General features: G+C 72.2%; 19 protein-coding genes and 1 pseudogene. 7 read left to right on the top strand and 13 right to left on the bottom strand.

Annotated elements, in window-relative coordinates; genetic code table 11:
• Positions 1-22: 22 nt before the first annotated feature.
• Together wrbA and QRX50_RS25300 are read left to right on the top strand one after the other, a co-directional pair.
• Positions 23-643, top strand: a complete 621-nt coding sequence (gene wrbA, locus QRX50_RS25305; protein WP_285965670.1) for an NAD(P)H:quinone oxidoreductase — start codon at positions 23-25, stop codon at positions 641-643.
• Positions 644-685: 42 nt separating this feature from the next.
• Positions 686-1,631, top strand: a pseudogene (locus tag QRX50_RS25300) (EamA family transporter).
• Here QRX50_RS25300 and QRX50_RS25295 read toward each other — a convergent pair.
• Positions 1,628-2,368 (bottom strand): SDR family oxidoreductase, encoded by a 741-nt coding sequence (locus QRX50_RS25295; RefSeq protein ID WP_285965669.1) that lies wholly within the window; start codon positions 2,366-2,368, stop codon positions 1,628-1,630. The pseudogene QRX50_RS25300 and the gene QRX50_RS25295 sit on opposite strands and share 4 nt — an antisense overlap.
• A gap of 96 nt (positions 2,369-2,464) precedes the next feature.
• On the opposite strand from QRX50_RS25295, the gene QRX50_RS25290 reads away from it, so the two are divergent.
• On the top strand, positions 2,465-3,037 hold the full coding sequence (locus QRX50_RS25290) for a TetR/AcrR family transcriptional regulator (RefSeq protein WP_285965668.1): 573 nt from the start codon (positions 2,465-2,467) through the stop codon (positions 3,035-3,037).
• On the opposite strand, the gene QRX50_RS25285 is transcribed toward QRX50_RS25290, so the two are convergent.
• The 7 genes from QRX50_RS25285 to thyX form a co-directional block, all read right to left on the bottom strand.
• Positions 3,034-4,599, bottom strand: coding sequence for a substrate-binding domain-containing protein (locus QRX50_RS25285; protein WP_285965667.1), 1,566 nt, complete (start codon positions 4,597-4,599; stop codon positions 3,034-3,036). The genes QRX50_RS25290 and QRX50_RS25285 overlap by 4 nt on opposite strands.
• Positions 4,600-4,959: 360 nt before the next feature.
• Positions 4,960-6,657, bottom strand: a complete 1,698-nt coding sequence (locus QRX50_RS25280; protein WP_285965666.1) for a ribonuclease J — start codon at positions 6,655-6,657, stop codon at positions 4,960-4,962.
• Positions 6,654-7,679: a 4-hydroxy-tetrahydrodipicolinate synthase gene (gene dapA / locus QRX50_RS25275; RefSeq protein WP_285965665.1), complete on the bottom strand. Its 1,026-nt coding sequence runs from the start codon at positions 7,677-7,679 to the stop codon at positions 6,654-6,656. Before dapA ends, QRX50_RS25280 begins: the two co-directional genes overlap by 4 nt.
• 103 nt (positions 7,680-7,782) lie before the next feature.
• Complete coding sequence (locus QRX50_RS25270; protein WP_285965664.1) at positions 7,783-9,270, bottom strand: serine/threonine-protein kinase; 1,488 nt, start codon at positions 9,268-9,270, stop codon at positions 7,783-7,785.
• An 86-nt stretch (positions 9,271-9,356) separates the two neighbouring features.
• A complete protein-coding gene (locus QRX50_RS25265; RefSeq protein ID WP_285965663.1) occupies positions 9,357-10,598 on the bottom strand; it encodes an Nramp family divalent metal transporter in 1,242 nt (413 codons plus the stop codon).
• A gap of 150 nt (positions 10,599-10,748) precedes the next feature.
• The gene (locus QRX50_RS25260; protein ID WP_285965662.1) at positions 10,749-11,147 is read right to left on the bottom strand and encodes an ACT domain-containing protein; all 399 of its coding nucleotides are present in this window, start codon (positions 11,145-11,147) and stop codon (positions 10,749-10,751) included.
• Positions 11,147-11,899 (bottom strand): FAD-dependent thymidylate synthase, encoded by a 753-nt coding sequence (gene thyX / locus QRX50_RS25255; protein ID WP_285965661.1) that lies wholly within the window; start codon positions 11,897-11,899, stop codon positions 11,147-11,149. Before thyX ends, QRX50_RS25260 begins: the two co-directional genes overlap by 1 nt.
• Before the next feature lie 132 nt (positions 11,900-12,031).
• Here thyX and QRX50_RS25250 point away from each other — a divergent pair, with 132 nt between their 5' ends.
• Together QRX50_RS25250 and QRX50_RS25245 are read left to right on the top strand one after the other, a co-directional pair.
• Complete coding sequence (locus tag QRX50_RS25250; protein WP_285965660.1) at positions 12,032-12,538, top strand: toxin-antitoxin system HicB family antitoxin; 507 nt, start codon at positions 12,032-12,034, stop codon at positions 12,536-12,538.
• Between the two features lie 15 nt (positions 12,539-12,553).
• Positions 12,554-13,543 (top strand): DUF4097 family beta strand repeat-containing protein, encoded by a 990-nt coding sequence (locus QRX50_RS25245; protein WP_285965659.1) that lies wholly within the window; start codon positions 12,554-12,556, stop codon positions 13,541-13,543.
• A 537-nt stretch (positions 13,544-14,080) separates the two neighbouring features.
• Here the strand turns inward: QRX50_RS25245 and QRX50_RS25240 are convergent.
• Positions 14,081-15,295 carry a winged helix-turn-helix domain-containing protein gene (locus QRX50_RS25240; RefSeq protein ID WP_285965658.1) on the bottom strand — a complete coding sequence of 405 codons (1,215 nt, stop codon included), beginning with the start codon at positions 15,293-15,295 and terminating at the stop codon, positions 14,081-14,083.
• A 64-nt stretch (positions 15,296-15,359) separates the two neighbouring features.
• Between QRX50_RS25240 and QRX50_RS25235 the strand changes: the two genes are divergently transcribed.
• Positions 15,360-15,920: a GNAT family N-acetyltransferase gene (locus QRX50_RS25235; protein WP_285965657.1), complete on the top strand. Its 561-nt coding sequence runs from the start codon at positions 15,360-15,362 to the stop codon at positions 15,918-15,920.
• On the opposite strand, the gene QRX50_RS25230 is transcribed toward QRX50_RS25235, so the two are convergent.
• Positions 15,910-16,389: a GtrA family protein gene (locus tag QRX50_RS25230; protein ID WP_285965656.1), complete on the bottom strand. Its 480-nt coding sequence runs from the start codon at positions 16,387-16,389 to the stop codon at positions 15,910-15,912. The genes QRX50_RS25235 and QRX50_RS25230 overlap by 11 nt on opposite strands.
• Before the next feature lie 166 nt (positions 16,390-16,555).
• Between QRX50_RS25230 and QRX50_RS25225 the strand changes: the two genes are divergently transcribed.
• Positions 16,556-17,083: a YqaA family protein gene (locus QRX50_RS25225; RefSeq protein WP_285965655.1), complete on the top strand. Its 528-nt coding sequence runs from the start codon at positions 16,556-16,558 to the stop codon at positions 17,081-17,083.
• Between the two features lie 108 nt (positions 17,084-17,191).
• On the opposite strand, the gene QRX50_RS25220 is transcribed toward QRX50_RS25225, so the two are convergent.
• The 3 genes from QRX50_RS25220 to QRX50_RS25210 are packed head-to-tail and all read right to left on the bottom strand — an operon-like array spanning position 17,192 to position 19,745.
• Positions 17,192-17,638, bottom strand: a complete 447-nt coding sequence (locus tag QRX50_RS25220; RefSeq protein ID WP_285965654.1) for a tetratricopeptide repeat protein — start codon at positions 17,636-17,638, stop codon at positions 17,192-17,194.
• Positions 17,635-18,384: a 4-hydroxy-tetrahydrodipicolinate reductase gene (gene dapB, locus QRX50_RS25215; RefSeq protein ID WP_285965653.1), complete on the bottom strand. Its 750-nt coding sequence runs from the start codon at positions 18,382-18,384 to the stop codon at positions 17,635-17,637. Before dapB ends, QRX50_RS25220 begins: the two co-directional genes overlap by 4 nt.
• Positions 18,381-19,745 carry a M16 family metallopeptidase gene (locus tag QRX50_RS25210; RefSeq protein ID WP_285974554.1) on the bottom strand — a complete coding sequence of 455 codons (1,365 nt, stop codon included), beginning with the start codon at positions 19,743-19,745 and terminating at the stop codon, positions 18,381-18,383. The genes dapB and QRX50_RS25210 overlap by 4 nt, the downstream gene beginning before the upstream one ends.
• Between the last annotated feature and the right edge of the window lie 28 nt (positions 19,746-19,773).

Below are 19,773 nucleotides of genomic sequence, written 5' to 3'. Positions count from 1 at the left end.
CTTTCGCCTAGAGTCGCGGGGTGTGAGCACACGCATCCTCGTCGTTTACTACAGCGCCACCGGCAATACCGCTGCCCTCGCCTCCGCGCTGGCCGAGGGAGCCCGGGAGGCCGGTGCCGAAGTCCGGGTCCGGACCGTGCGCGAGACCGCGCCGCCCGAGGCCGTCGCGAGCAACCCGCGCTGGCAGGCGTGGGTGGACTCCGGTCCGCACCACGAGTACGCCACCCTCGCCGACCTCGAGTGGGCCGACGGCCTCGCCGTGGGCAGCCCCACGCGCTTCGGCGGCCCCGCGGCCCAGTTGAAGTCCTTTTTGGACAGCACGGGTGGCCTGTGGGCGCAGGGAAAGCTGGCCGACAAGGTCGCGACGTCGTTCACCACGGCGTCGACCGCGCACGGCGGCCTGGAGGCGACCGTGCTGGCCACGAACAACATCTTCTACCACTGGGGCGCCATCGTCCTGCCGCTCGGCTACGGCGACCCGCACCTGAAGGAGTCGGGCAACCCGTACGGCGGCTCGTTCGTCTCGCGCAAGTCCGCCGCGCCGGACGACCTGGCACTCGGCGCGCTGACCCGGCAGGGCAAGCGCCTCGCGACGATCACCACCCACGTCGCCACCGGACTGAAAGCGGACGATAACCGCTAAATCGGTTTCGGTGGTGACGCCGAAGTCGTACTGTCGTCCACCGTGACCACCGAACTGCCCGTCGTCACGCCACCCCGCGTCGCGCACCGCGGCCGCGGGGTGGCGTTCGTGCTGCTGGCCGCGCTGTTCTTCAGCACGTCCGGCACGCTCGGCAAGCCCGCGATGGCCGCCGGGATGACCCCTGAGCAGGTCGCGACGTTCCGCATCGGCTTCGCGGGCCTGTTGCTGCTGGCCGGCACGGCCGTCATCGCGCCGCGCACACTCAAGGTCCGCCGCGGCGAGGTGGCCGATGCTGCTCGCGTACGGCCTGCTCGGCGTCGCCGGCACGCAGCTCGCGTACTTCATCGCCGCCGACCGCGTGCCCGTGGGCATCGCGATCCTGCTCGAGTTCCTCTCCCCCGTGCTGATCGCGCTGTGGGTGCGCGTGGTCCGCCGCACGCACCTGCCGCACGCCATGTGGGCCGGTATCGCGCTGGCCGTCGTCGGTCTCGCGCTCGTCGGCCAGGTCTGGCAGGGCCTCACGCTCGACGCGATCGGCGTCCTCGCCGGCCTCGGCGCCGCGGTCTGTTCCGCGGGCTACTTCCTCATCGGCGAACGCGCCGTCGCCGACCGCGATCCCCTCGGCTTGGTCACGTGGGGCATGGTCATCGGCGCCGTGATCGTGTCCGTGGTCAGTCCACCGTGGACAATCCCGTGGTCGCTGCTGGACCACGCCGTGGAGTTCGGCCCGTGGACGCCGCCGATCTGGCTGCTGCTGACGTTGCTGGTCCTGGTCTCGACCGTGTTGTCCTACCTGCTCGGCATCACGGCCCTGCGGCACCTGCCCGCGTCGGTCGCCAGCGTGCTCGGCCTCCTCGAACCCGTCACGGCGACGGCCTTCGCGTGGGCCCTGCTCGGCGAGGCGCTGGCGTGGCCCCAGGCGCTCGGCGCGGCGATCCTGCTCGGCGGAGCGTATGTGGTGCAACGGTTTTCGAAAGGCGTGACCTAACCCTGCCGCGCCGGCCGGATGGTCAGGTCGCCGATCTCGACGTCGTCCGGCTGCTCGATCGCGAACGCGATGGCGCGCGCCACGGCCTCGGGGGCGATGCCGAGCGCCGCCATGGCCGCCTGGGCCTGCGCGCGCTGCGTCGGATCTGCCACGTAGTCGACGAGCTCCGTGCGGACGTACCCCGGCGAGATCGACGTCGTGCGCAGCACGCCGTCGGTGGACTCCTGGCGCAGCGCCTCCAGCAGCGTGCGCACGGCGTTCTTGGTCCCCGCGTACACCGCCTGCGCCGGCACGATCTTGAGCCCCGACGTCGACACCGTGGTCACGAGGTGCCCGCTGCCCTGCTCGCGGAACACCGGCAGCGCGGCGGCGATGCCGTGCAGGACCCCGCGCAGGTTGACGTCGATCATCGCGTCCCAGCTGTCCACGTCGAGCTCACCCACCGGGGCGATCCGCGCGACGCCGGCGTTGGCCACCAGCACGTCGAGCCGGCCGAACCGGTCCACGGCCAGCGCCACCAGACGCTCGAGATCGGCCCGCTTCGTCACGTCGACGTCGAGCATCTCCGCGCGCCCGCCCGCGGCCCGGATCCGCGCCACGAGCGAGGCCAGCCGTTCGGTACGCCGCGCGCCCAGCACCACGGCCGCACCACGGGTCGCCAGCTCCAGCGCCGTGGCCGCCCCGATCCCGCTGCTCGCGCCGGTGATCGCGACGACCTTGCCTGCCAACGTGCTCATCTCGACCTCTCCACTCTAAGCTGACAAGTGTCCGCTTACAGCTCCCACCGTACCGGACACTTGTCCACTTGGTCGAACGGAAGCGAGGTGACGCCGGTGGCGAGCCGTGAGCTGCGGTCCGACGCGGTGGCCAACCGGGACCGCATCGTCGAGGCCGCGCGGGCCGAGCTGAGCAGGTCCAACGGGGCGATCGACGACCTCAGGCTCCACGGGGTCGCGAAGGCCGCGGGCGTCGGCCAGGGCACGCTCTACCGGCACTTCCCGACCCGCGAGCACCTGCTGGCTGAGGTGTATCGCCACGAGCTGACCCAGCTCGTCGACGCCGTGCCGTCGTTACTGGCCGAGCACCCGCCGCTGACGGCCCTGACCCACTGGCTGCACCGGCTGGTCGAGTACGCGCGGGTCAAACGAGGCGTCATGGCGGCGATCGAGGCCTCGGCTTGGCACGACCTGTACTCCGGCCAGCACCACCGGCTCGACGAAGCGCTCGGCACGCTGCTCGAACGCGGAAAAACCGCCGGTCAGGTGCGTGCGGGGGTCGACGCCGCCGACGTCATCCTGCTCTTGGGCGCGCTGTCGCGGATCCCCGAGGCGGAGTGGGATCCCCGGGCGAACACGGTCGTCACGGTTGTGGTCGACGGCCTCCGCCGGCCGAGCGAGCCGGCCTAGCGCGCCACGAGCTGGGCCAGCGCCCCGTAGAAGACTTCGCCGATCTTCGTCGGGTCGCGCGTCACATACGCGCCGCCGCCGGTGATCGCGGTGATGGCGGACAGCTCGGTCTCGTCGGCGTCCGCGCCGATGCCGATCGCGATCACCGGCAGGGGGTGCGCCGGGTCGGCGAGGCGGGTGAGGCCGGCCAGGAACGCCTCGCGGGAGATGCCGGCCATGTCCTCGTTGTGGCCGTCGGTCATCACGATCACGACGTTGAGCACACCGGGCTGCCAGTCGCGGCGGGCGGCCCCGTAGAGGTCGAGCAAGGTGTCGTACAGGCCGGTGCCCGCGTTCGGAATGGCGCGCACCGCGGTGAGCCGCGCGAGGTCGCCGGGCGTGAGGTGCTGGGCGACGGGTGCGAGCGGCAGCACCTCGCGGTAGTCCTTCGTGCCGTCGAGCCCCGTGGCGAACTCCCAGATCCGCAGCTGCGTGGAGGGCCGGAACAGGTGCAGCGCCTGCTCGGCGGCGGCAACGGTCACCTGCATGCGGTTCAGGTTCGTGCCCCGCACGCGCGCCTCCATCGAACCCGAGACGTCGAGCAGCACCTCCGCCCGCGCGTCGAGGTTCACGCCCGCCCACTGGCTGAGCAGCACCTTGAGATCGGCGCCCGACGGCACGGGCGCGCTGCGCTGCCCGGCGGCCACCAGGTGCGGGTCGCCCGCGTGCCCGGCCAGCGCCTGCCCGGGCACGCGGAGGCCGGCACGGGCGAGTGCCTCCGTCCCCGCGCTGCCCAGCACCGCCTGCTGCAACGCGTCGATGGCGGCGCTCTGCTCGGCGCCGGCGCCGGTCAGCCGCGCGAACGGGTAGTCCAGCGCGGGCGCACCGGCCGAATACACCGCCACCAGCGGCGAAGCGCCCGAAGCTGCGTTGTGTTGCACCACGGAACTCTCCGAAGCGGGATACGCCGTCGCTCCCCCGCCGCCGACGGTGAACCGCCGCAGCACCGCCGTGAACGCCCCCGCCGGGTCCGGCGCCGAGCCCACCGCGTCGCGCAGCCCGACCAACGCCGAGGTGCCCACCGGATCGCGGGCCGGGTCCGGCGTGGTCAGCACGGCGTCCGGCGCGTCGACGACGTCGGTCCAGGTCAGCGTGCGCTCCGGCCAGCCGAGGCCGCGCGCGGCGCCTTCCGCCACGGCCAGCACCACCGGGGAGCTCGCCACCGACGGTCCCGACTCCGGCACATCCGTCGCGCCGAGCTGGCGCGCCCGCTGCAACGCGATCGTCGAGTCCGGCACCCAGACCCGCGCCCGCTCCCCGCCGGGCGCGCCGAACTCGGCCACGGCCTGGGCGGTGTCGCGCGGGCGGATGTCGTACGACCGGCACGACGTCGAAAGTCCTTGCGCCACCTGGGAGAGCACCGGGGCGACGTCGGGCGAAGCCGACACCAGCACGTGGCCCTGCGCGCACCGGCTCTCCAGCGCGGCCGCGGCCCACACCGAGCCGCCGAGCACGAGCAGCACGGAGACAGCCAGCGGCGCCACCAGCCGGCTGTGTCCTCGCACGCTCGAATGACGCCCCATCGGCGCGTCCCTCCTGCTCAAGGCAGGTTAACGCCGCCGCGGCCCGCCGCCGTAGGACGAACGGCGTAAAGCCGGACTCGTACTTGAGGGGGAGCCAGGACCCGCCTCGCGCGGGATGTGCCGGGCCGCCGCACGAGCGACCATGGGACCGACCACGAGAAACGGGGGCAGCCGTGACCACACCGAACAAGTCCGAGCAGCGCCGGGCCCGCAACGCACTCGCCCGTCAGGGCGCCGTCGTCGCCTTCGCGCTGCTGATCGCCGCCATCACCCGCTGAAAAAACCGGTCGGCCGCGCTGAAAAAACCGCCGCCGCTCCCCCGGCGAAGGGAGAGCGGCGGCGGTCGTCGACGCGAAGAACTCAGACCGGGATGACCGTCGGCACGATCATCGGCCGGCGCCGGTAGGTGTCGGCGACCCAGCGCCCGACGACCCGGCGCACCGCCTGCGCGATGCGGTGGGTGTCGGTGATGCCCTCGGCCTCCGTGCGCGCCAGCTCCATCTCCACGAGCGGCACCACGGCGTCGAGGGCCTTCGGGTCGTCGGAGAAGCCGCGGCCCGACACCGTCGGGCTGCTGACCGCGCGGCCCGTGCTGGAGTCGACGGCGACGCTGATCGAGATGAACCCGCCCTCGCCCAGCACCAGCCGGTCGGACAGCGTCGACTCGCCGACATCGCCCACCGACAGGCCGTCCACGTACACGTGCCCCACCTCGACGCGGCCGGTCCGCGAGGCCTTGCCGTCGACGAGGTCCACGACCACGCCGTCCTCGGCGATCACCACGTTGTCCGGCGACACGCCCGTGCGGATGGCCAGCTCGCCGTTGGCGCGCAGGTGCTTCCACTCGCCGTGCACCGGCATCACGTTGCTCGGGCGGACGGCGTTGTACAGGTAGAGCAGCTCGCCGGCCGACGCGTGGCCGGACACGTGGACCTTCGCGTTGCCCTGGTGCACGACGTTGGCGCCGAGCCGGGTCAGGCCGTTGACCACGCCGAACACGGCGGTCTCGTTGCCCGGGATCATCGAGCTGGCGAGCACGACGGTGTCGCCCGCGCGGATCGAGATCTGCCGGTGCTCACCGCGCGCCATGCGCGAGAGCGCCGAGAGCGGCTCGCCCTGCGAACCGGTCGAGACGAACAGGACCTTGCTCTCCGGCAGCGTGCTCGCCTGGTCGAGGTCCACGAGCAGGCCGTCCGGCACCTCCAGCAGCTTCAGCTCGGCCGCGATGCCCATGTTGCGGACCATCGACCGGCCCACGAACGCCACGCGGCGACCGTGGCGCACCGCGGCGTCCAGCACCTGCTGGACGCGGTGCACGTGGCTCGCGAAGCACGCGACGATCACGCGCTGGTCGACCCGGCGGATCACGTCGTCGAGCACCGGGCCGATGTCGCGCTCGGGCATGACGAACCCGGGCACCTCGGCGTTGGTCGAGTCGACGCAGAACAGGTCCACGCCCTCGTCGCCCAGGCGCGAGAAGCCCGCGAGGTCGGTGAGGCGCCCGTCGAGCGGCAGCTGGTCGAGCTTGATGTCACCGGTGTGCAGCACGACCCCGGCGGGCGTGCGGATGGCGACCGCCAGCGCGTCCGGGATCGAGTGGTTGACGGCGAAGAACTCGAGGTCGAACGTGCCGACCTTGCGCCGCTCGCCTTCGCGCACCTCGATGAGGTTCGGCCGCTGGCGGTGCTCCTTGGCCTTGGCCGCGAGCAGCGCGTTGGTGAACCGCGAACCGTAGATCGGCAGGTCGGGCCGCAGCCGCAGCAGGAACGGGACGGCGCCGATGTGGTCTTCGTGCCCGTGGGTGAGCACGAGGCCCTCGACGTCGTCGAGCCGCTCCTCGATCGCGCGGAAGTCGGGCAGGATCAGGTCGACGCCGGGCTGGTCGTCCTCGGGAAAGAGGACGCCGCAGTCGACGATCAGCAGCCTGCCGTCGTACTCGAAGACGGTCATGTTGCGTCCGACCTCGCCGATGCCGCCCAGCGCGACGACGCGCAGGGCGCCTTCGGGAAGGGCGGGCGGGAGGTTCGTGGGTCCGGGTCCGGGGGGAAGTGAGCTCACCGGGGCAAGGTCCCAACGCTGGTGTGTGAGGTGGGGGCGACGTAGGCCGCCTGGGAATCCGCTTGTGCCACCCGTGCACCATGCCAGTCCCGGGCCGCGCTGTCGCCCAGCGGCACGCCGCCCTGGGCCAGATCGGCGGCGATCAGGGCACTTTGCTCCTCCGTGGCGGGCACGATGGGCAGCCGCGGGTCGCCGATGTCGAAGCCGCGCAGCCGCAGCGACGCCTTGGCGAACGCGACCCCGCCGACGCGCGACATCGCGCGCATCACCGGCAGCATGGCGCGGTGGTTCGTGCGGGCGGTCGAGTTGTCGCCGTTCTCGTACGCGTCGATCATCGCGCGGATCCGGCCGGCCACCACGTGGCCGATCACGCTGACCACGCCGACGCCGCCGACGGCGATCCACGGCAGGTTCAGGCCGTCGTCGCCCGAGTAGTAGGCCAGGTGCGTGCTGGCGATCACCTCGGAGCCGGCGATGAGGTCGCCCTTGGCGTCCTTCACCGCGACGATGCGCGGGTGCTCGGCCAGCCGCAGCAGCGTGTCGACCTCGATGGGCACGATCGAGCGCGGCGGGATGTCGTAGAGCAGCACGGGCAGCTCGGTGGCGTCCGCGACCGTGGTGAAGTGCGCGAACAGGCCGGCCTGGCTGGGTCGCGAGTAGTACGGCGTGACCACGAGCAGGCCGTGGGCGCCCGCCTCGGCGGCGGCGCGGGCCTGCTCGACGCTGTGCGCGGTGTTGTTGGTGCCGGCGCCCGCCACCACGGTGGCCCGGTCGCCGACGGCCTCGACGACGGCGCGGACCAGCGCCGTCTTCTCCTCGTCGCTCGTGGTCGGGCTCTCGCCGGTGGTGCCGTTCACGACCAGTCCGTCGTTGCCCAGCTCCACGAGGTGCTCGGCGAGCTCCTGGGCCCGCTTCAGGTCCAGCGCGCCGTCGCGGTCGAAGGGCGTGGCCATCGCGGTGAGCACGCGGCCGAACGGGCGTCCGGGCGCGGCGGTGGGTGGGGTGGACGGTGGAGTGGACATGGTGTTGACGGTACCTCGTCGAACGAGTGAACCCGGGCCCGACCTGGTGAAGATCGGAGATTTTCCCGGGTGAGCCCGCCCGGGGCGGAACATCTCGCCCAGGTCACTTGATCTTGGTGGTGATCTGCGCCGGGATCTGGGCGTTGCCGGGCTTCGCGAGCACGCAGTAGAAGTCGCGGTGGTAGTCCCGGTGGTCCTCCGTGGGCACCAGCTCCCACTCCTGCTGCGTGGGCACGATCGCCTGGTAGGTGAGGCCTGTGCGCTGCTGCTCGGGTACCGCGGACGAGTGGAACGACGCCGTGCAGCGCGCTTCGGCGAGCCGGCTGGCGGACTCGAGGCCGGGGTAGGCGGCGACCTTCGCGTCGTCGTCGGTGTAGCTCTCGACGGGCAGCACCGAGCCGATGTCGTAGACCTCCAGGGTGTGGGGCTTCTCGCACGTCGCGCTGTTGTCGTCGCTGATCACGGCGCCTTGCTGCACCGCCGCGTTGAAGCAGCGGTAGTAGGTGCCGATTTCCGCTTTGAGGAAGCCGCCGGGGCCGTAGGTGACGGTGGGCTGCAGCTGCGGGTCGGCCTTCGGCGTCCACACGGGTTTGCCGAGGAAAAAGCCGCCGACCAGCGCGGCGACGGTGAGTACGGCGGCGCCGGCGAGCCACCAGCCGCGGCGGGACCGCTTCGGCGAAGCCGCGACGCGGGTCGGGGCGGTGCTGAGTGCCGGGGCGGTGCTGCCCGACGGCGGTGTGGGCGATTGACCGGCCGCGGTGGCGAGCAGGTTGCGGGCCTGCGGGGCCGTGAGCCGGGCCTCCGGCTTGGCCACCAGCAGCCCGAGGATCGCCGCGGCGAGCGGGCCCTGGCCGCGGGTGAGGTACGGGACCTCGGTCATGATCGCGTGCAGCGTCGCGGCCGTGGTCGGGCGTTCGAACGCGACGATGCCCTCCACGGCGAAGAACAGCGTCGCGCCGAGTGACCACAGGTCGGACTCGGGCATGGCTTCGCGGCCCTCGACGCGTTCGGGCGCCATGAACGCCGGCGAGCCCACGATCACCCCGCTCGTGGTGAGGCGCGGGTCGTCGATGGCGTGGGCGATGCCGAAGTCGGTGAGTTTCACGCGGCCGTCGGGCGCGACCATGATGTTGGCGGGCTTCACGTCGCGGTGCACGATCCCGGCGGCGTGCGCGGCCTGCAGGGCGGCGAGCACGCGGTCGCCGATCACCGCGACGTGCGCGGCCGGCATCGGGCCCTGGCGGCGCACGAGGTCGGCCAGCGTCGGGGCCTCGACGAGCTCCATCACGATGAACGTGGTGCCGTTGTCGGTGACCACGTCGAAGACCGTGACCACGGCCGGGTCGTTGAGCCGCCCGCCGGCGCGCACTTCGCGCAGCACGCGTTCGGAGAAGACCGCCTGGCCCTCGGTGTCCGGAAGCCTGAGCTCCTTGATGGCGACCTGGCGGCCGATCACCTGGTCCTGCGCGCGCCACACCACACCCATGCCGCCGCGGCCGAGCTCGCCCAGCAGCAGGTAACGGCCCGCGACGAGCCGCGGCCCGGGCGCCGGGCGGGTCGGGTCGTACGGACGCGTCTGTTCGTCGGTCACGGGGCCGGGCTCCTCGTTCGGGGTCGCGCAGATGCTAGTCGGACCGCGCGAGGCCCACGCCGGTTCCTCCGGGTCTCAGCCCGGTTTCAGCCCGCGACGGTGAGGTAGATGAGCGCGACGTTCAGCGTGATGATCACGGCCGCGACACCCCAGGCCAGCACCGTGGTGATCCGCCGGTTCACGTCGGTGCCCATGAGCTGCGCGTCCGACGTGAGACGGATGAGCGGCACGAGCGCGAACGGGATGCCGAACGACAGCACCACTTGCGACACCACCAGCGCGGCGCTCGGGTCGGCGCCCAGCGCGAGCACCACGATCGCGGGCGTGAGCGTGACGAGCCGGCGCACGAGGATCGGGAACTTCTTGCGCAGCAAGCCCTGCATGATCATCGCGCCCGCGTAGGCGCCCACCGACGTGGACGCGAGGCCGGAGGCCAGCAGCCCGATCGCGAACAGCAGCGCGATGGTCGGGCCGAGCGCCGTGGCGACGGCGCCGTGCGCGCCCTCGATCGAGTCGACGCCGGGCAGGCCCTGCAGGTTCGTGGCGGCCAGCAGCAGCATGCCGAGGTTGACCGCGCCGGCGAGCAGCATCGCGAAGCCGACGTCGTAGCGAGTGGCGCGAAGCAGGCGTCGCCGCTTCTCGGGCGCGGGCGTGCCGTGGCGGTCGCGGACGAGACCGGAGTGCAGGTAGACCGCGTGCGGCATCACGGTGGCGCCGAGCATGGCGGCGGCGATCAGCACGCTGTCGGCGCCGTCGAAGCGCGGCACGAGCCCGCTCGCGATCCCCGAAGCCGAGGGCGGCTCCACGAACAGGCTCGCCAGGAAGCCGATGGCGATCACGGCGAGCAGGCCGGTCACCACCCGTTCGAACGTCCGCTGGCCACCGCGGTCCTGCACCGCCAGCAGCGTCAGTGACACCAGTCCGGTGATCAGGCCGCCGATCACGAGCGGCAGGTCGAACAGCAGGTTCAGCGCGATGGCGCCGCCGACGACCTCGGCCAGGTCGGTGGCCACGGCGACCACCTCGGCCTGCGCCCAATACGCCAGGCGCGCCGACCGGGGCAGCCGTTCGCGCAGCGCCTCGGGCAGCGACCGGCCGGTGACCAGGCCGAGCTTCGCCGACAGGTACTGCACCAGCACGGCCATCAGGTTCGCCGCGACGATCACCCACACCAGCAGGTACCCGAACCGCGCGCCCGCGCTGATGTTCGACGCGACGTTGCCCGGGTCCACGTACGCCACGGAGGCGACGAACGCCGGACCGAGCAGGGCCGAGCCCGCGCGCAGGCGGGCGAGCCGCCGGGGCCGGACCGCTTCCGCCACCGCCATCACGTCGCCCTCCGTCTGTCGGATATCCCAACTCGAAGTTTAGGCACGCCGAACTTTCCAGGGCAAGGGTGCGCTCGACCACCAGCCGGTTGGCCGTACCGGCCGCGACGGTCCTCCGTCTTCGCGGGCGGAGAACCGTCGCGGCCGGTTTCAGGCAGGCAGGCCGACCTCGTGGCCTGCGTCGCGGAACGCCTTCACCGCGCGGTCGAGCTCGGCGGCGCGCACGAGGATGTGGTCGGTGTCGAATGTGGACAGTGAGAACAGGGCGACGCCGGCGGCGGCGAGCTCGGACGCGAGCGCCGAGATCACGCCGGTGAGCGTGAACTCCAGCGGGCCGCGCACGCTCATCAGGCGCCAGCCGTGCTCGACGACGCCGCCCGAGGGCTCGCGGCCCGTCGGGCAGATCACCGAAAGCTCCTCCGGCGTGCGGGTCACGGACACGAGCGCGGGCCCGGCCGGGTCGAGCAGGTCTGCGGGCACCGGTGCGTCGGCGGGCAGGCGCACTACCGAGTAGTCGCCCGGGCGGACGTCGATCGCGAGTCGTTTCATCAGCCTTCGAGCACCTTCGGGCTCGAGGCGACCTCGGTGCCGTCGGGCAGGGTGGAGATGGTGAAGTCGGCGAACACGTTGCCCGCCGCCTTCTGCAGCTCCCGCAGGCACTCGATGGCCAGCGCGCGGATCTCGACGTCGGCGTGCTCGGTGGCCCGCATGGCGACGAAGTGGCGCCAGGCGCGGTAATTGCCGGTGACGACGATGCGCGTCTCAGTGGCGTTCGGGAGCACGGAACGAGCGGCCTGGCGGGCCTGCTTGCGGCGCAGTGTGGCGCTCGGCGCGTCGGCGAACTTCTCCTCGAGCCCGGCGAGCAGCTCGGTGTAGGCGTCGGCACTGGCCTGCGCGGCCTTGAGGAACTTCTCGTGCAGCTCGGGGTCGTTCGCGATCACATCGGGCTCGACGAAGGCCGCGTCGCGCTCGGGGACGTAGCGCTGCGAGAGCTGCGAGTAGGAGAAGTGGCGGTGGCGGATCAGCTCGTGGGTGAGCGAGCGCGAGAGGCCGGTGATGTAGAAGCTCACGGAACCGTGCTCCAGCACGGAAAGGTGGCCGACCTCGATGATGTGGTCGAGGTAGCCGGCGTTGGTGGCCGTCTTCGGGTTCGGCTTCTTCCACGACTGGTAACAGGCGCGCCCGGCGAACTCGGCCAGGGCCTGCCCCCCGTCGGCGTCCGTCGTCCACGGCACGTCCTCCGGTGGGAAGAACTCCGTTTTCGCGACCAGTTGCACTCTGGGCGACACGGTCTCGACCACGTCAGCACTCCCTCTCCGGCTTGCGGCTCTCCCGGCCCGCACTCTAACCGCTTGTGTGTTCGATGCCGGCGTGACACCACGTGCCGTCACGGCTTCCTTGACTGACGTCATAGATGACGTCATAGTGGTGTCATGGACCTGACGCCGTATATCGCGAACCTTCGCGAAGACCTCGCGAACACGGCCTCCGCCGGGGACGAGCAGACCCGGCGCACGGCCGCTCTCCTGTCGTCCGCACTCGAACCCTCGGCCCGGCTGACGTTGATGAACGCGCTGGCCGACCTCGCCGCCGAGGTGACCGCCGCCCTGCCGGGCCAGGTCGTGGACGTCCGGCTCGACGGCCGCGACGTGCGCGTCGTCGTGACCGGCGCGCCCGAATCCGGCGAGCCGGCGCGGGCGGACCAGCCGCGCACGCCTACCCCGCCCCTCGACGGCGGGGACATCTCGCGCATCACGCTGCGGCTCGTGGAGCAGATCAAGAGCCAGGCCGAGCAGGCGGCGGCCGCGCAGGGGGTCTCGCTCAACACGTTCGTCGCCCAGGCCGTGCAGGGCGCACTCGGCCAGGCGCAGCACCACCAGCAGCGGCACCACACGGGCGGCCGCTCGGAAACCAAGCTGCACGGCTGGGTTCAGAGCTAGGAGGGGGATGCGACGATGAGTGAAGACAAGTCCCATGGGGACGAAGCCGCCGAGGAAGCCGTCGCGGGTGCGGCGGAGGAGGCCGTCGCTTCGGCCGATCTTGGTTCGTCCACTTCGGACGATCCGCTGGCGCGTTCGTCGGAGTTCGAGGCCGACGGCCCGCTGGAGCTCGACGTCGGCGTGACGATCGGCCGCGTGGAACTGGTGCTGGACCGCGAGTCCGGCGCCCGGGTCGAGCTGCGGCACGACGCCGGTGAGCAGCCGCCGTGGGTCAGCGGGGTGAACAACTTGCTCTCTTGGGTTGGCGAGCGTTTCGGTGACCAGCTGGGCGTGACCGCGGACGCCTCGCCGGCCGACGCGGTGCGCCAGGCGCGCATCGAGAAGACCGGCAACCGGCTCGTGGTGCGGGCGGCGAAGGCGTGGCAGCTGCGGAACGTGCCGGTGTCCGTCACCGTGCACGCGCCGAAGGGCTCCCACGTGGAGGTGCGCGCCGGCGCCGCCGACGTCACGGTCACCGGCACGGCCGGGCGCGCCGACATCCTGACCGGCTCCGGCGAGGTCACGCTGGAACAGGCCGACGGCGCCGCCATCGTGCGCACCGGCACGGGCCGCGTGAAGCTCGGCCCGACGCCCGCCGGCCTCCAGCTGCGCACCGGCAGCGGCTCGGTGGAGGCGGCGTCCGTCTCCGGCTCCGCGACGCTGGCCACCGGTACCGGCAACGTCTGGCTCGGCTCCGTCACGGGCGAAGTCATGGCCCGCACCGGCAGCGGAGATCTCTCCGTCGCCGAAGCGTCCTCCGGCTCGGTCGACCTGATCACCGGCTCCGGCGAAGTCCGCGTGGGCATCCGCCGCGGCGTCGCGGCCGAGGTCGAGCTGGCCTCGTCCGCGGGCCGCGTCCACAGCGAGCTGGACGTGTCCGACGTGCCGCCCGAAGCGGGCGCCACCCTGCGCGTCCGCGCCCGCACCGGCACGGGCAACGCGGTGGTGACCCGCGCGGCCGGCTAAGGGGGAGGCGGCGGGCCGGACCGAGGCATCCGGTCCGGCCCGCCGCTTCGCAGCTGCAGCTATTTTGGCGCGAAGTCCTTGTCCCGCAGGGTATTCCGTCCGGAATCAGCTCGCGGCGGCAACTGCGTTGCTCGGGCGGCACCTGCGCGTTGATCAGCGGCCGATGTTGGTCGCCGGCGACCAACATCGGCGCGAGATCCCTGCCGGGCAACGGATTCAGGGCCGGCTCGGCGCACCGCACTCGCCACCAACGTCGCTGTGACACCGAAACGGCTCTCCCGCTATCTGCCCAGCGCCCGTGCGGCCGGCACCTTCAAGCGACACAACCGGCTCCGGCGAAGGGCCTCGCCCCGCAATGCGTTCGGATTCGGCAGACCGCAGCACACGTGACAACCGCACCAAGGCACCACGCCACGGGAACCGGCCCTGCGGCCAGGTGAGCGGCTCCCCCGGCGCCAGGGATCCATAGCGGCCCGCCACTTCTCGCCAGCCACCTCCGGACCGAACTCCTTGCCCCGCAACGCGTTCAGGCGCCAGTCAGCGCACCGCGCGCGCCAGCGGCCCCGCCAGGTCGCCGCGCGGGCCGACCGCGACGCCGGCCAGGCCGAGCCACTCCGCCATGTGCGCCAGCTCGGCCGCCAGCTCGGCGGCGACCCGCGGCACGTCGGCGCCCTCCTCGGCGAAGGAGCCCTGCACGCGCAGCACGCCGGCCGCGCGGTCGGACTTGAGGTCCACGCGAGCGACCAGGGAACCGTCGAGAAGGAACGGGAAAACGTAGTAGCCGTAGAGCCGCTTGGGTTCCGGCACGTAGATCTCGATGCGGTAGCGGAAGCCGAAGAGCCGCTCAGTGCGAGCGCGTTCCCAGATGAGCGGGTCGAACGGGCACAGCAGGGCCCGCCCGGTCACAGCACGCGGCGTGCGGGCGGCCGTGTGCCGGTAGGCGATGCCGCGCCAGTCGCGGACCTGGACGGGTTCCAGGGTGCCCGCTTCGACCAGCTCCGCGACAGCCTGGCGCGCGACGTCCGGGCCGAGCCGGTAGTAGTCGCGCAGGTCGGTCTCCGTGGCGACGCCCAAGGCGCGGGCGGAGCGGTCGATCAGGCCGCGGGCACCCTCCTCGGCCGACATCTGCCGGGACAGGATCGCCGGCGGCACCACCCGTTCGGTCAGGTCGTAGAGACGTTCGAACGACCGGCGCGTGCCCGTGGACAGGCGGCCGAGGCCGAACAGGTACTCGCACGCCTTCTTGACCACCGAGCGTTCCCACCACGCACCGGGCCCCCGCCCGGCGACCTCCGCTTCGAGCACCTTCTCGATGGCGCCCGCGCCGATGGGGCCGTGTTCCTTGACGATGGCGAGCACGTCGTCGATCAGGCCCGGCACGGTTTCGACGACGCGGGTGTAGTTGCGCCACCAGCCGTCGCGTTTGGCGCCGGAGCGCAGGAGCGGCCAGTCTTCGACGGGCAGCAGGCTCGCCTCGTGGGCCCACGACTCCACGAGCATGCGCGGTCTGCGCGCGGTGTCGGCCCAGGCGGCGTCGTCGACGAGCGCCTGGTCGTAGGCGCCCAGGCGCGAGAACACAGGCATGTAATGCGCGCGCACGGCGACGTTCACGGAGTCCAGCTGCAGCAGCTGGACGCGCGAAAGCACCTTGGCCAGGTGCCGGCGGGTGGGCGGCGCGGCGGGGCGCGCGTCGGCGAACCCCTGGGCGGCCAGCGCGGTGCGGCGGGCCGCTTGAAGGCTGATCGTCTGCATGGTCCCGCCATCGTGCCAGCCGCCCCCGACAGTTTCCGCGACGGCGGGCGGTAGATTCCCCCGCGTGAGTGCCGCCGAAGTCCGTCCCGCGAGCCTGTCCGATGCCGCGGAGATCGCCCGCATCCAGCGTCTCACCTGGCGGGCGGCCTACACCGACCTGCTGGGCGCCGAGGCCATCGACGCGCTCGACGCCGCCGACCTCGAAGGCACGTGGGCCGAGACCATCGAGTTCCCCGGCACGCGGGTGTACCTCGCGGTGGAAGGCGAGTTCACCGTCGGCTACTGCGTGGCCGGCCCCGCGCCCATCGACGAGATCGCCACCGCCGACGGCACCGCCCCGCCCGACGCCGCCACCACCGCGCTGATCGCGACGCTCGTCGTCGAGCCGCGCTGGGGCCGGCGCGGGCACGCCGGCCGTCTGCTCGGCACGGCCACCGCCGACCTGCGGTCAGACGGGCTCGACCGCGGCGTCACGTGGGTCGCGCAGTCGGACCACCCGACGCTCGGCTTCTACCGCCGCGCGGGCTGGGCGCCCGACGGGACCGTCCGCACGCTCGACACCGGCCGCGGCATGCTGCGCGAAGTGCGCCTCACCGGCACGTTGCAGCTGGAGCTCACGCACTGAAGGCGGGCTCTTCGCGCTTCGCGAAGACGACCCAGCGCATCACCGAGTACATGAACACGCCCTCGCAGGCCCCCGCGATCAGCCGCGACAGGTGGTACTCCATGCCCAGCGCGGCCAGCCCGGCGCCCACGCCCAGCAGGAACGTCGCGTAGTTCACCCCGATCGCCACCACGTACAGCACCGCCTGCCGCCCGACGGGCGCGTGCGAGCGGAAGTTCAGCGCGCGGTTGAGCACGAAGCTGAGCCCGAACGCGAGCACGTAGGACACGCTGATCGCCAGCCAGACCGGCCAGCCGAAGCTGCCGTGGAACACCGTCAGCAGCCCGAGGTCGACGCCGAACGTGAACCCGTTGATGATCACGAACCCGAGAAAGCTCGGCGCGACGAGGCGCGAAAGCCCGAAGGGCAGGACTCGGACGACGGCCGCGCAGAACCCGGCGAAGCGATCGGCGAAGGGCACGTCGGTCACGCCCGAATGGTGGCAGTCCGAGGTGTCCTGAACCGAACGTCCAGGTGATCTTCTGGAGTCAGCACCCGCCGGAATAAGGGGGTTAGCCCCCGTGACCTTTTCGTGACGACTGCTAGCCTCGAATGACGAGGATCACTTCAGGGGGTCACACCAAGGGGGAGGCACGATGGGCTGGTTGCTCGTGACGCTCGGCGTCGCGTTCGGCTCGGCGATCGTGCCGGTCGTGAACGCGGAACTGTTCGTGGTCGGTCTCTGCGCCAGCCAGCACAACCCGCACTGGTTGTGGCTCGGCGCGGCCGTCGCGGTCGGGCAGATCGCCGGCAAGCTGCTGTACTACCTCGCTGCCCGCGGCACCATCCGGCTCCCGCCGCTTTTGCACGACCGCCTCCACCACCGCCTCCACCGCGAACACGCCCCCAGCGCCCGCCGCGACCGGTGGCACCGGCGCACCAAGGTGCTGCGCTCCAAGATCGAAGCCCTGCGCGAACGCTGCCAGCGCCACCCGCACTGGATGGCGGGCACCTACGGCGTCAGCTCGCTCATCGGCCTCCCGCCCTTCATGGCGACGAGTGTGCTCGCGGGCATGGTCCGGATGCGGCTGGTCACGTTCCTGGCCGCCGGGCTCGCGGGCCGCTGGGTGCGGTTCAGCCTGCTGGCGGCGTCACCGGCGCTGCTCACGGGCTGGATGCACTGAGCGAGCCGAGCCGGAATCGCCGCCCCGCACGGACGCCGCGGAAGGGCAACCCCTACTCCGCGGCGACCCCAGTTTGAGCGCGCAGCGGCCCCGCGAAACCCGCGGTCTTCAGCGGTCCGCGGCTTCCAGTTCCACGGCCTTGCGCATCGTCGCCCTGGCGCGGCGGCGGTCACCCGCGATGTCGTAGGCGTACGCGAGGCGGTACCACGCGCGCCAGTCCTCGGAGTTGGCCTGGACTTCCTCACGGCGGGCGTCGAACCAGGCGTCGGCGGCGGTGCGGTCGACGCGGCCCGACGGGCGGCGCGGGAGGTCGGACACATCGGGCAGCGCACCCTCGGCGTCGAGGCGGCGCGAGAGGCGCTGGATCTGCAGGCCGGAACGCCAGGTGGCCACGACGATCCACACACCCAGCACCGGCAGCACGAACACGCCGACACCGAGCGCGATGCCCGCGGGCGAACCGGTGGCGAACAGCTCCACCGCCCGGTCGGCCAGCAGGACCAGGTAGACGACCAGCGCCGCGGTCAGCAGCAGCGCGACGTTGCGGGCCCTCACAGGTCGAGCACGTTCTCCAGGCCGACCGTGAGGCCGGGGCGCGACACCACCGAACGCACGCCCAGCAGCACCCCGGGCATGAACGACGTGCGGTCCAGCGAGTCGTGCCGGATGGTCAGGGTCTCCCCCTCGCCGCCGAACAGGATCTCCTCGTGCGCCACCAAGCCCGGCAGCCGCACGGAGTGCACGGGGACCTCGGCGACACGGGCGCCGCGGGCACCATCCAGTTCGGACGTCGTGGCGTCCGGACCCGGTTCCAGGCCTGCGGCCGCGCGCGCCTCGCCGATCATGCGCGCGGTGTGCGACGCGGTGCCCGACGGGGCGTCGGCCTTGCGATTGTGGTGCAGCTCGATGATCTCGGCCGACGCGTAGAACCGCGCCGCCTGAGCCGCGAAGCGCATCGCCAGCACCGCGCCCAGCGCGAAGTTCGGCGCGACCAGCACGCCCAGCGAAGGCTTCTCGGCCAGCAGCGAACGTACTTCCGCCAGCCGCTCCTCGCTGAACCCGGTCGTGCCGACCACGGCGTGCAGGTCGTGCTCGATCAAGTACCGCAGGTTGTCCATCACGGCGTCGGGGTGGGTGAAGTCCACCACCACCTGGGCCTCGCCCAGCGGCGTGAAGTCGTCTCCCGCGTCGAGCGCGGCCACCAGCTTCAGGTCGGCGGCGCCCTCGACGGCGTTCACCACCGTCGCACCCATGCGGCCGCGCGCGCCCAGCACGCCGACGCGGATCGGGGAGTCGGTCATGACGCGATCACCTCGTGCAGATCGTCCGGCAGGTCGTCGGCGTGAGCGTACGGCCCCACCACCGCCGCGGCCGACACCCCACCGGGGCGGCGCAGCAGAGTGCGAGCCAGCGCACACACCTCTTCGGTCGTCACCGCATCCACGCGCGCGACGGTGTCGTCGACCCCCAGGTACAGGCCGTAGTTCAGCTCGTTCTTGCCGATGCGGGACATGCGCGACGACGTGTCCTCCAGCCCCAGCACCAAGCCGCCCCGCAGCTGCCCCTTGGCGCGCGCCACCTCGGCGTCGGTCAGCCCGTCGGCGGCGACGCTGTCGAGCACCTCGCGGATCACGCCCGCGACCTGCCCGAGCCGCTCCGGCTGGCAACCCGCGTACACGGCCAGGTGCCCGGTGTCGGCGTAGCTCGCCACCGACGAGTACACCTGGTACGCGAGCCCGCGCCGCTCCCGGATCTCCTGGAACAGCCGCGAGCTCATGCCGCCGCCCAGCGCCGCGTTGAGCACCGACAGCGCGAAGCGCCGCTCGTCGTGACGGGGCAGCGAACGCAGCCCGAGCATCACGTGCGCCTGCTCGGTGTCGTCAGTGTGCAGCGCCAGCTTCGGCACGGTCTGGATGCGCGCACGGCCCGCACGCGGGGGCACCGGGAAGCCCGCGCCGTTGAGCCGATCGCCCAAAGCCTTGCGCACCAGGCGAAGCACCTGGTTGTGCTCGATGTTCCCCGCGACCGCGAGCACCATCCGCGGCATCGTGTAGCGGCGCTTGTAGAAGCCGCGCAACGCCGCGGGCGACATCTCCGTGATGGACTTCTCGGTGCCCAGCACCGGCCGGCCGAGCGGGTGCTCGCCGAGGATCGCGCCCACGAACGTCTCGTGCAGCAGGTCCTCGGGGTCGTCGTCACGCATCGCGATCTCTTCGAGCACCACGCTGCGCTCGGTATCCATGTCGCGGTCGGTGCACAGCGCCTCGAAGACCACGTCGGTCACGAGGTCCATGGCCAGCGGCAGGTCGGCGTCGAGCACCTGCGCGTAGTAGCAGGTGTGTTCCTTGGCCGTGAACGCGTTGAACTCGCCGCCGACGGCGTCGATCTCCTCGGCGATCTGCGTGGCGTCCCGGTTGGCGGTTCCCTTGAACAGCAGGTGTTCCAGGTAGTGCGCGGCCCCCGCGACGGCGAGCGGCTCGTCGCGCGAACCGACGCCCACCCACAGCCCCACCGTCGCCGAGCGCGACGCCGGGACGTGCTCGGTGATCACCCGCAGGCCACCGGGGAGCACGCTGCGCCTGACGATCGCACCGTCCGGAGTGGACTCGAGCGTGCGGGTGCTGCCGACGGGCTGCTCGTGCCCGGAAACCTGCCGTGCCATGGGTTCCTTACTCACGATGCCGCGAAGG

The sequence above is a fragment of the Amycolatopsis sp. 2-15 genome, assembly GCF_030285625.1.
Lineage (GTDB): Bacteria > Actinomycetota > Actinomycetes > Mycobacteriales > Pseudonocardiaceae > Amycolatopsis > Amycolatopsis carbonis.
This window is presented reverse-complemented; position numbering and strand designations above follow the sequence as displayed.

What these genes read in the sequence shown, in the direction of transcription:
- QRX50_RS25260 (WP_285965662.1), bottom strand. Translation starts at nt 11,147, where the DNA reads ATGAAACGACTCGCGATCGACGTCCGCCCGGGCGACTACTCGGTAGTG.
- QRX50_RS25225 (WP_285965655.1), top strand. Translation starts at nt 16,556, where the DNA reads ATGGGCTGGTTGCTCGTGACGCTCGGCGTCGCGTTCGGCTCGGCGATC.
- QRX50_RS25240 (WP_285965658.1), bottom strand. Translation starts at nt 15,295, where the DNA reads ATGCAGACGATCAGCCTTCAAGCGGCCCGCCGCACCGCGCTGGCCGCC.
- QRX50_RS25210 (WP_285974554.1), bottom strand. Translation starts at nt 19,745, where the DNA reads ATGGCACGGCAGGTTTCCGGGCACGAGCAGCCCGTCGGCAGCACCCGC.
- dapB (WP_285965653.1), bottom strand. Translation starts at nt 18,384, where the DNA reads ATGACCGACTCCCCGATCCGCGTCGGCGTGCTGGGCGCGCGCGGCCGC.
- QRX50_RS25250 (WP_285965660.1), top strand. Translation starts at nt 12,032, where the DNA reads ATGGACCTGACGCCGTATATCGCGAACCTTCGCGAAGACCTCGCGAAC.
- QRX50_RS25265 (WP_285965663.1), bottom strand. Translation starts at nt 10,598, where the DNA reads ATGGCGGTGGCGGAAGCGGTCCGGCCCCGGCGGCTCGCCCGCCTGCGC.
- QRX50_RS25245 (WP_285965659.1), top strand. Translation starts at nt 12,554, where the DNA reads ATGAGTGAAGACAAGTCCCATGGGGACGAAGCCGCCGAGGAAGCCGTC.
- dapA (WP_285965665.1), bottom strand. Translation starts at nt 7,679, where the DNA reads ATGTCCACTCCACCGTCCACCCCACCCACCGCCGCGCCCGGACGCCCG.
- QRX50_RS25295 (WP_285965669.1), bottom strand. Translation starts at nt 2,368, where the DNA reads ATGAGCACGTTGGCAGGCAAGGTCGTCGCGATCACCGGCGCGAGCAGC.
- QRX50_RS25285 (WP_285965667.1), bottom strand. Translation starts at nt 4,599, where the DNA reads ATGGGGCGTCATTCGAGCGTGCGAGGACACAGCCGGCTGGTGGCGCCG.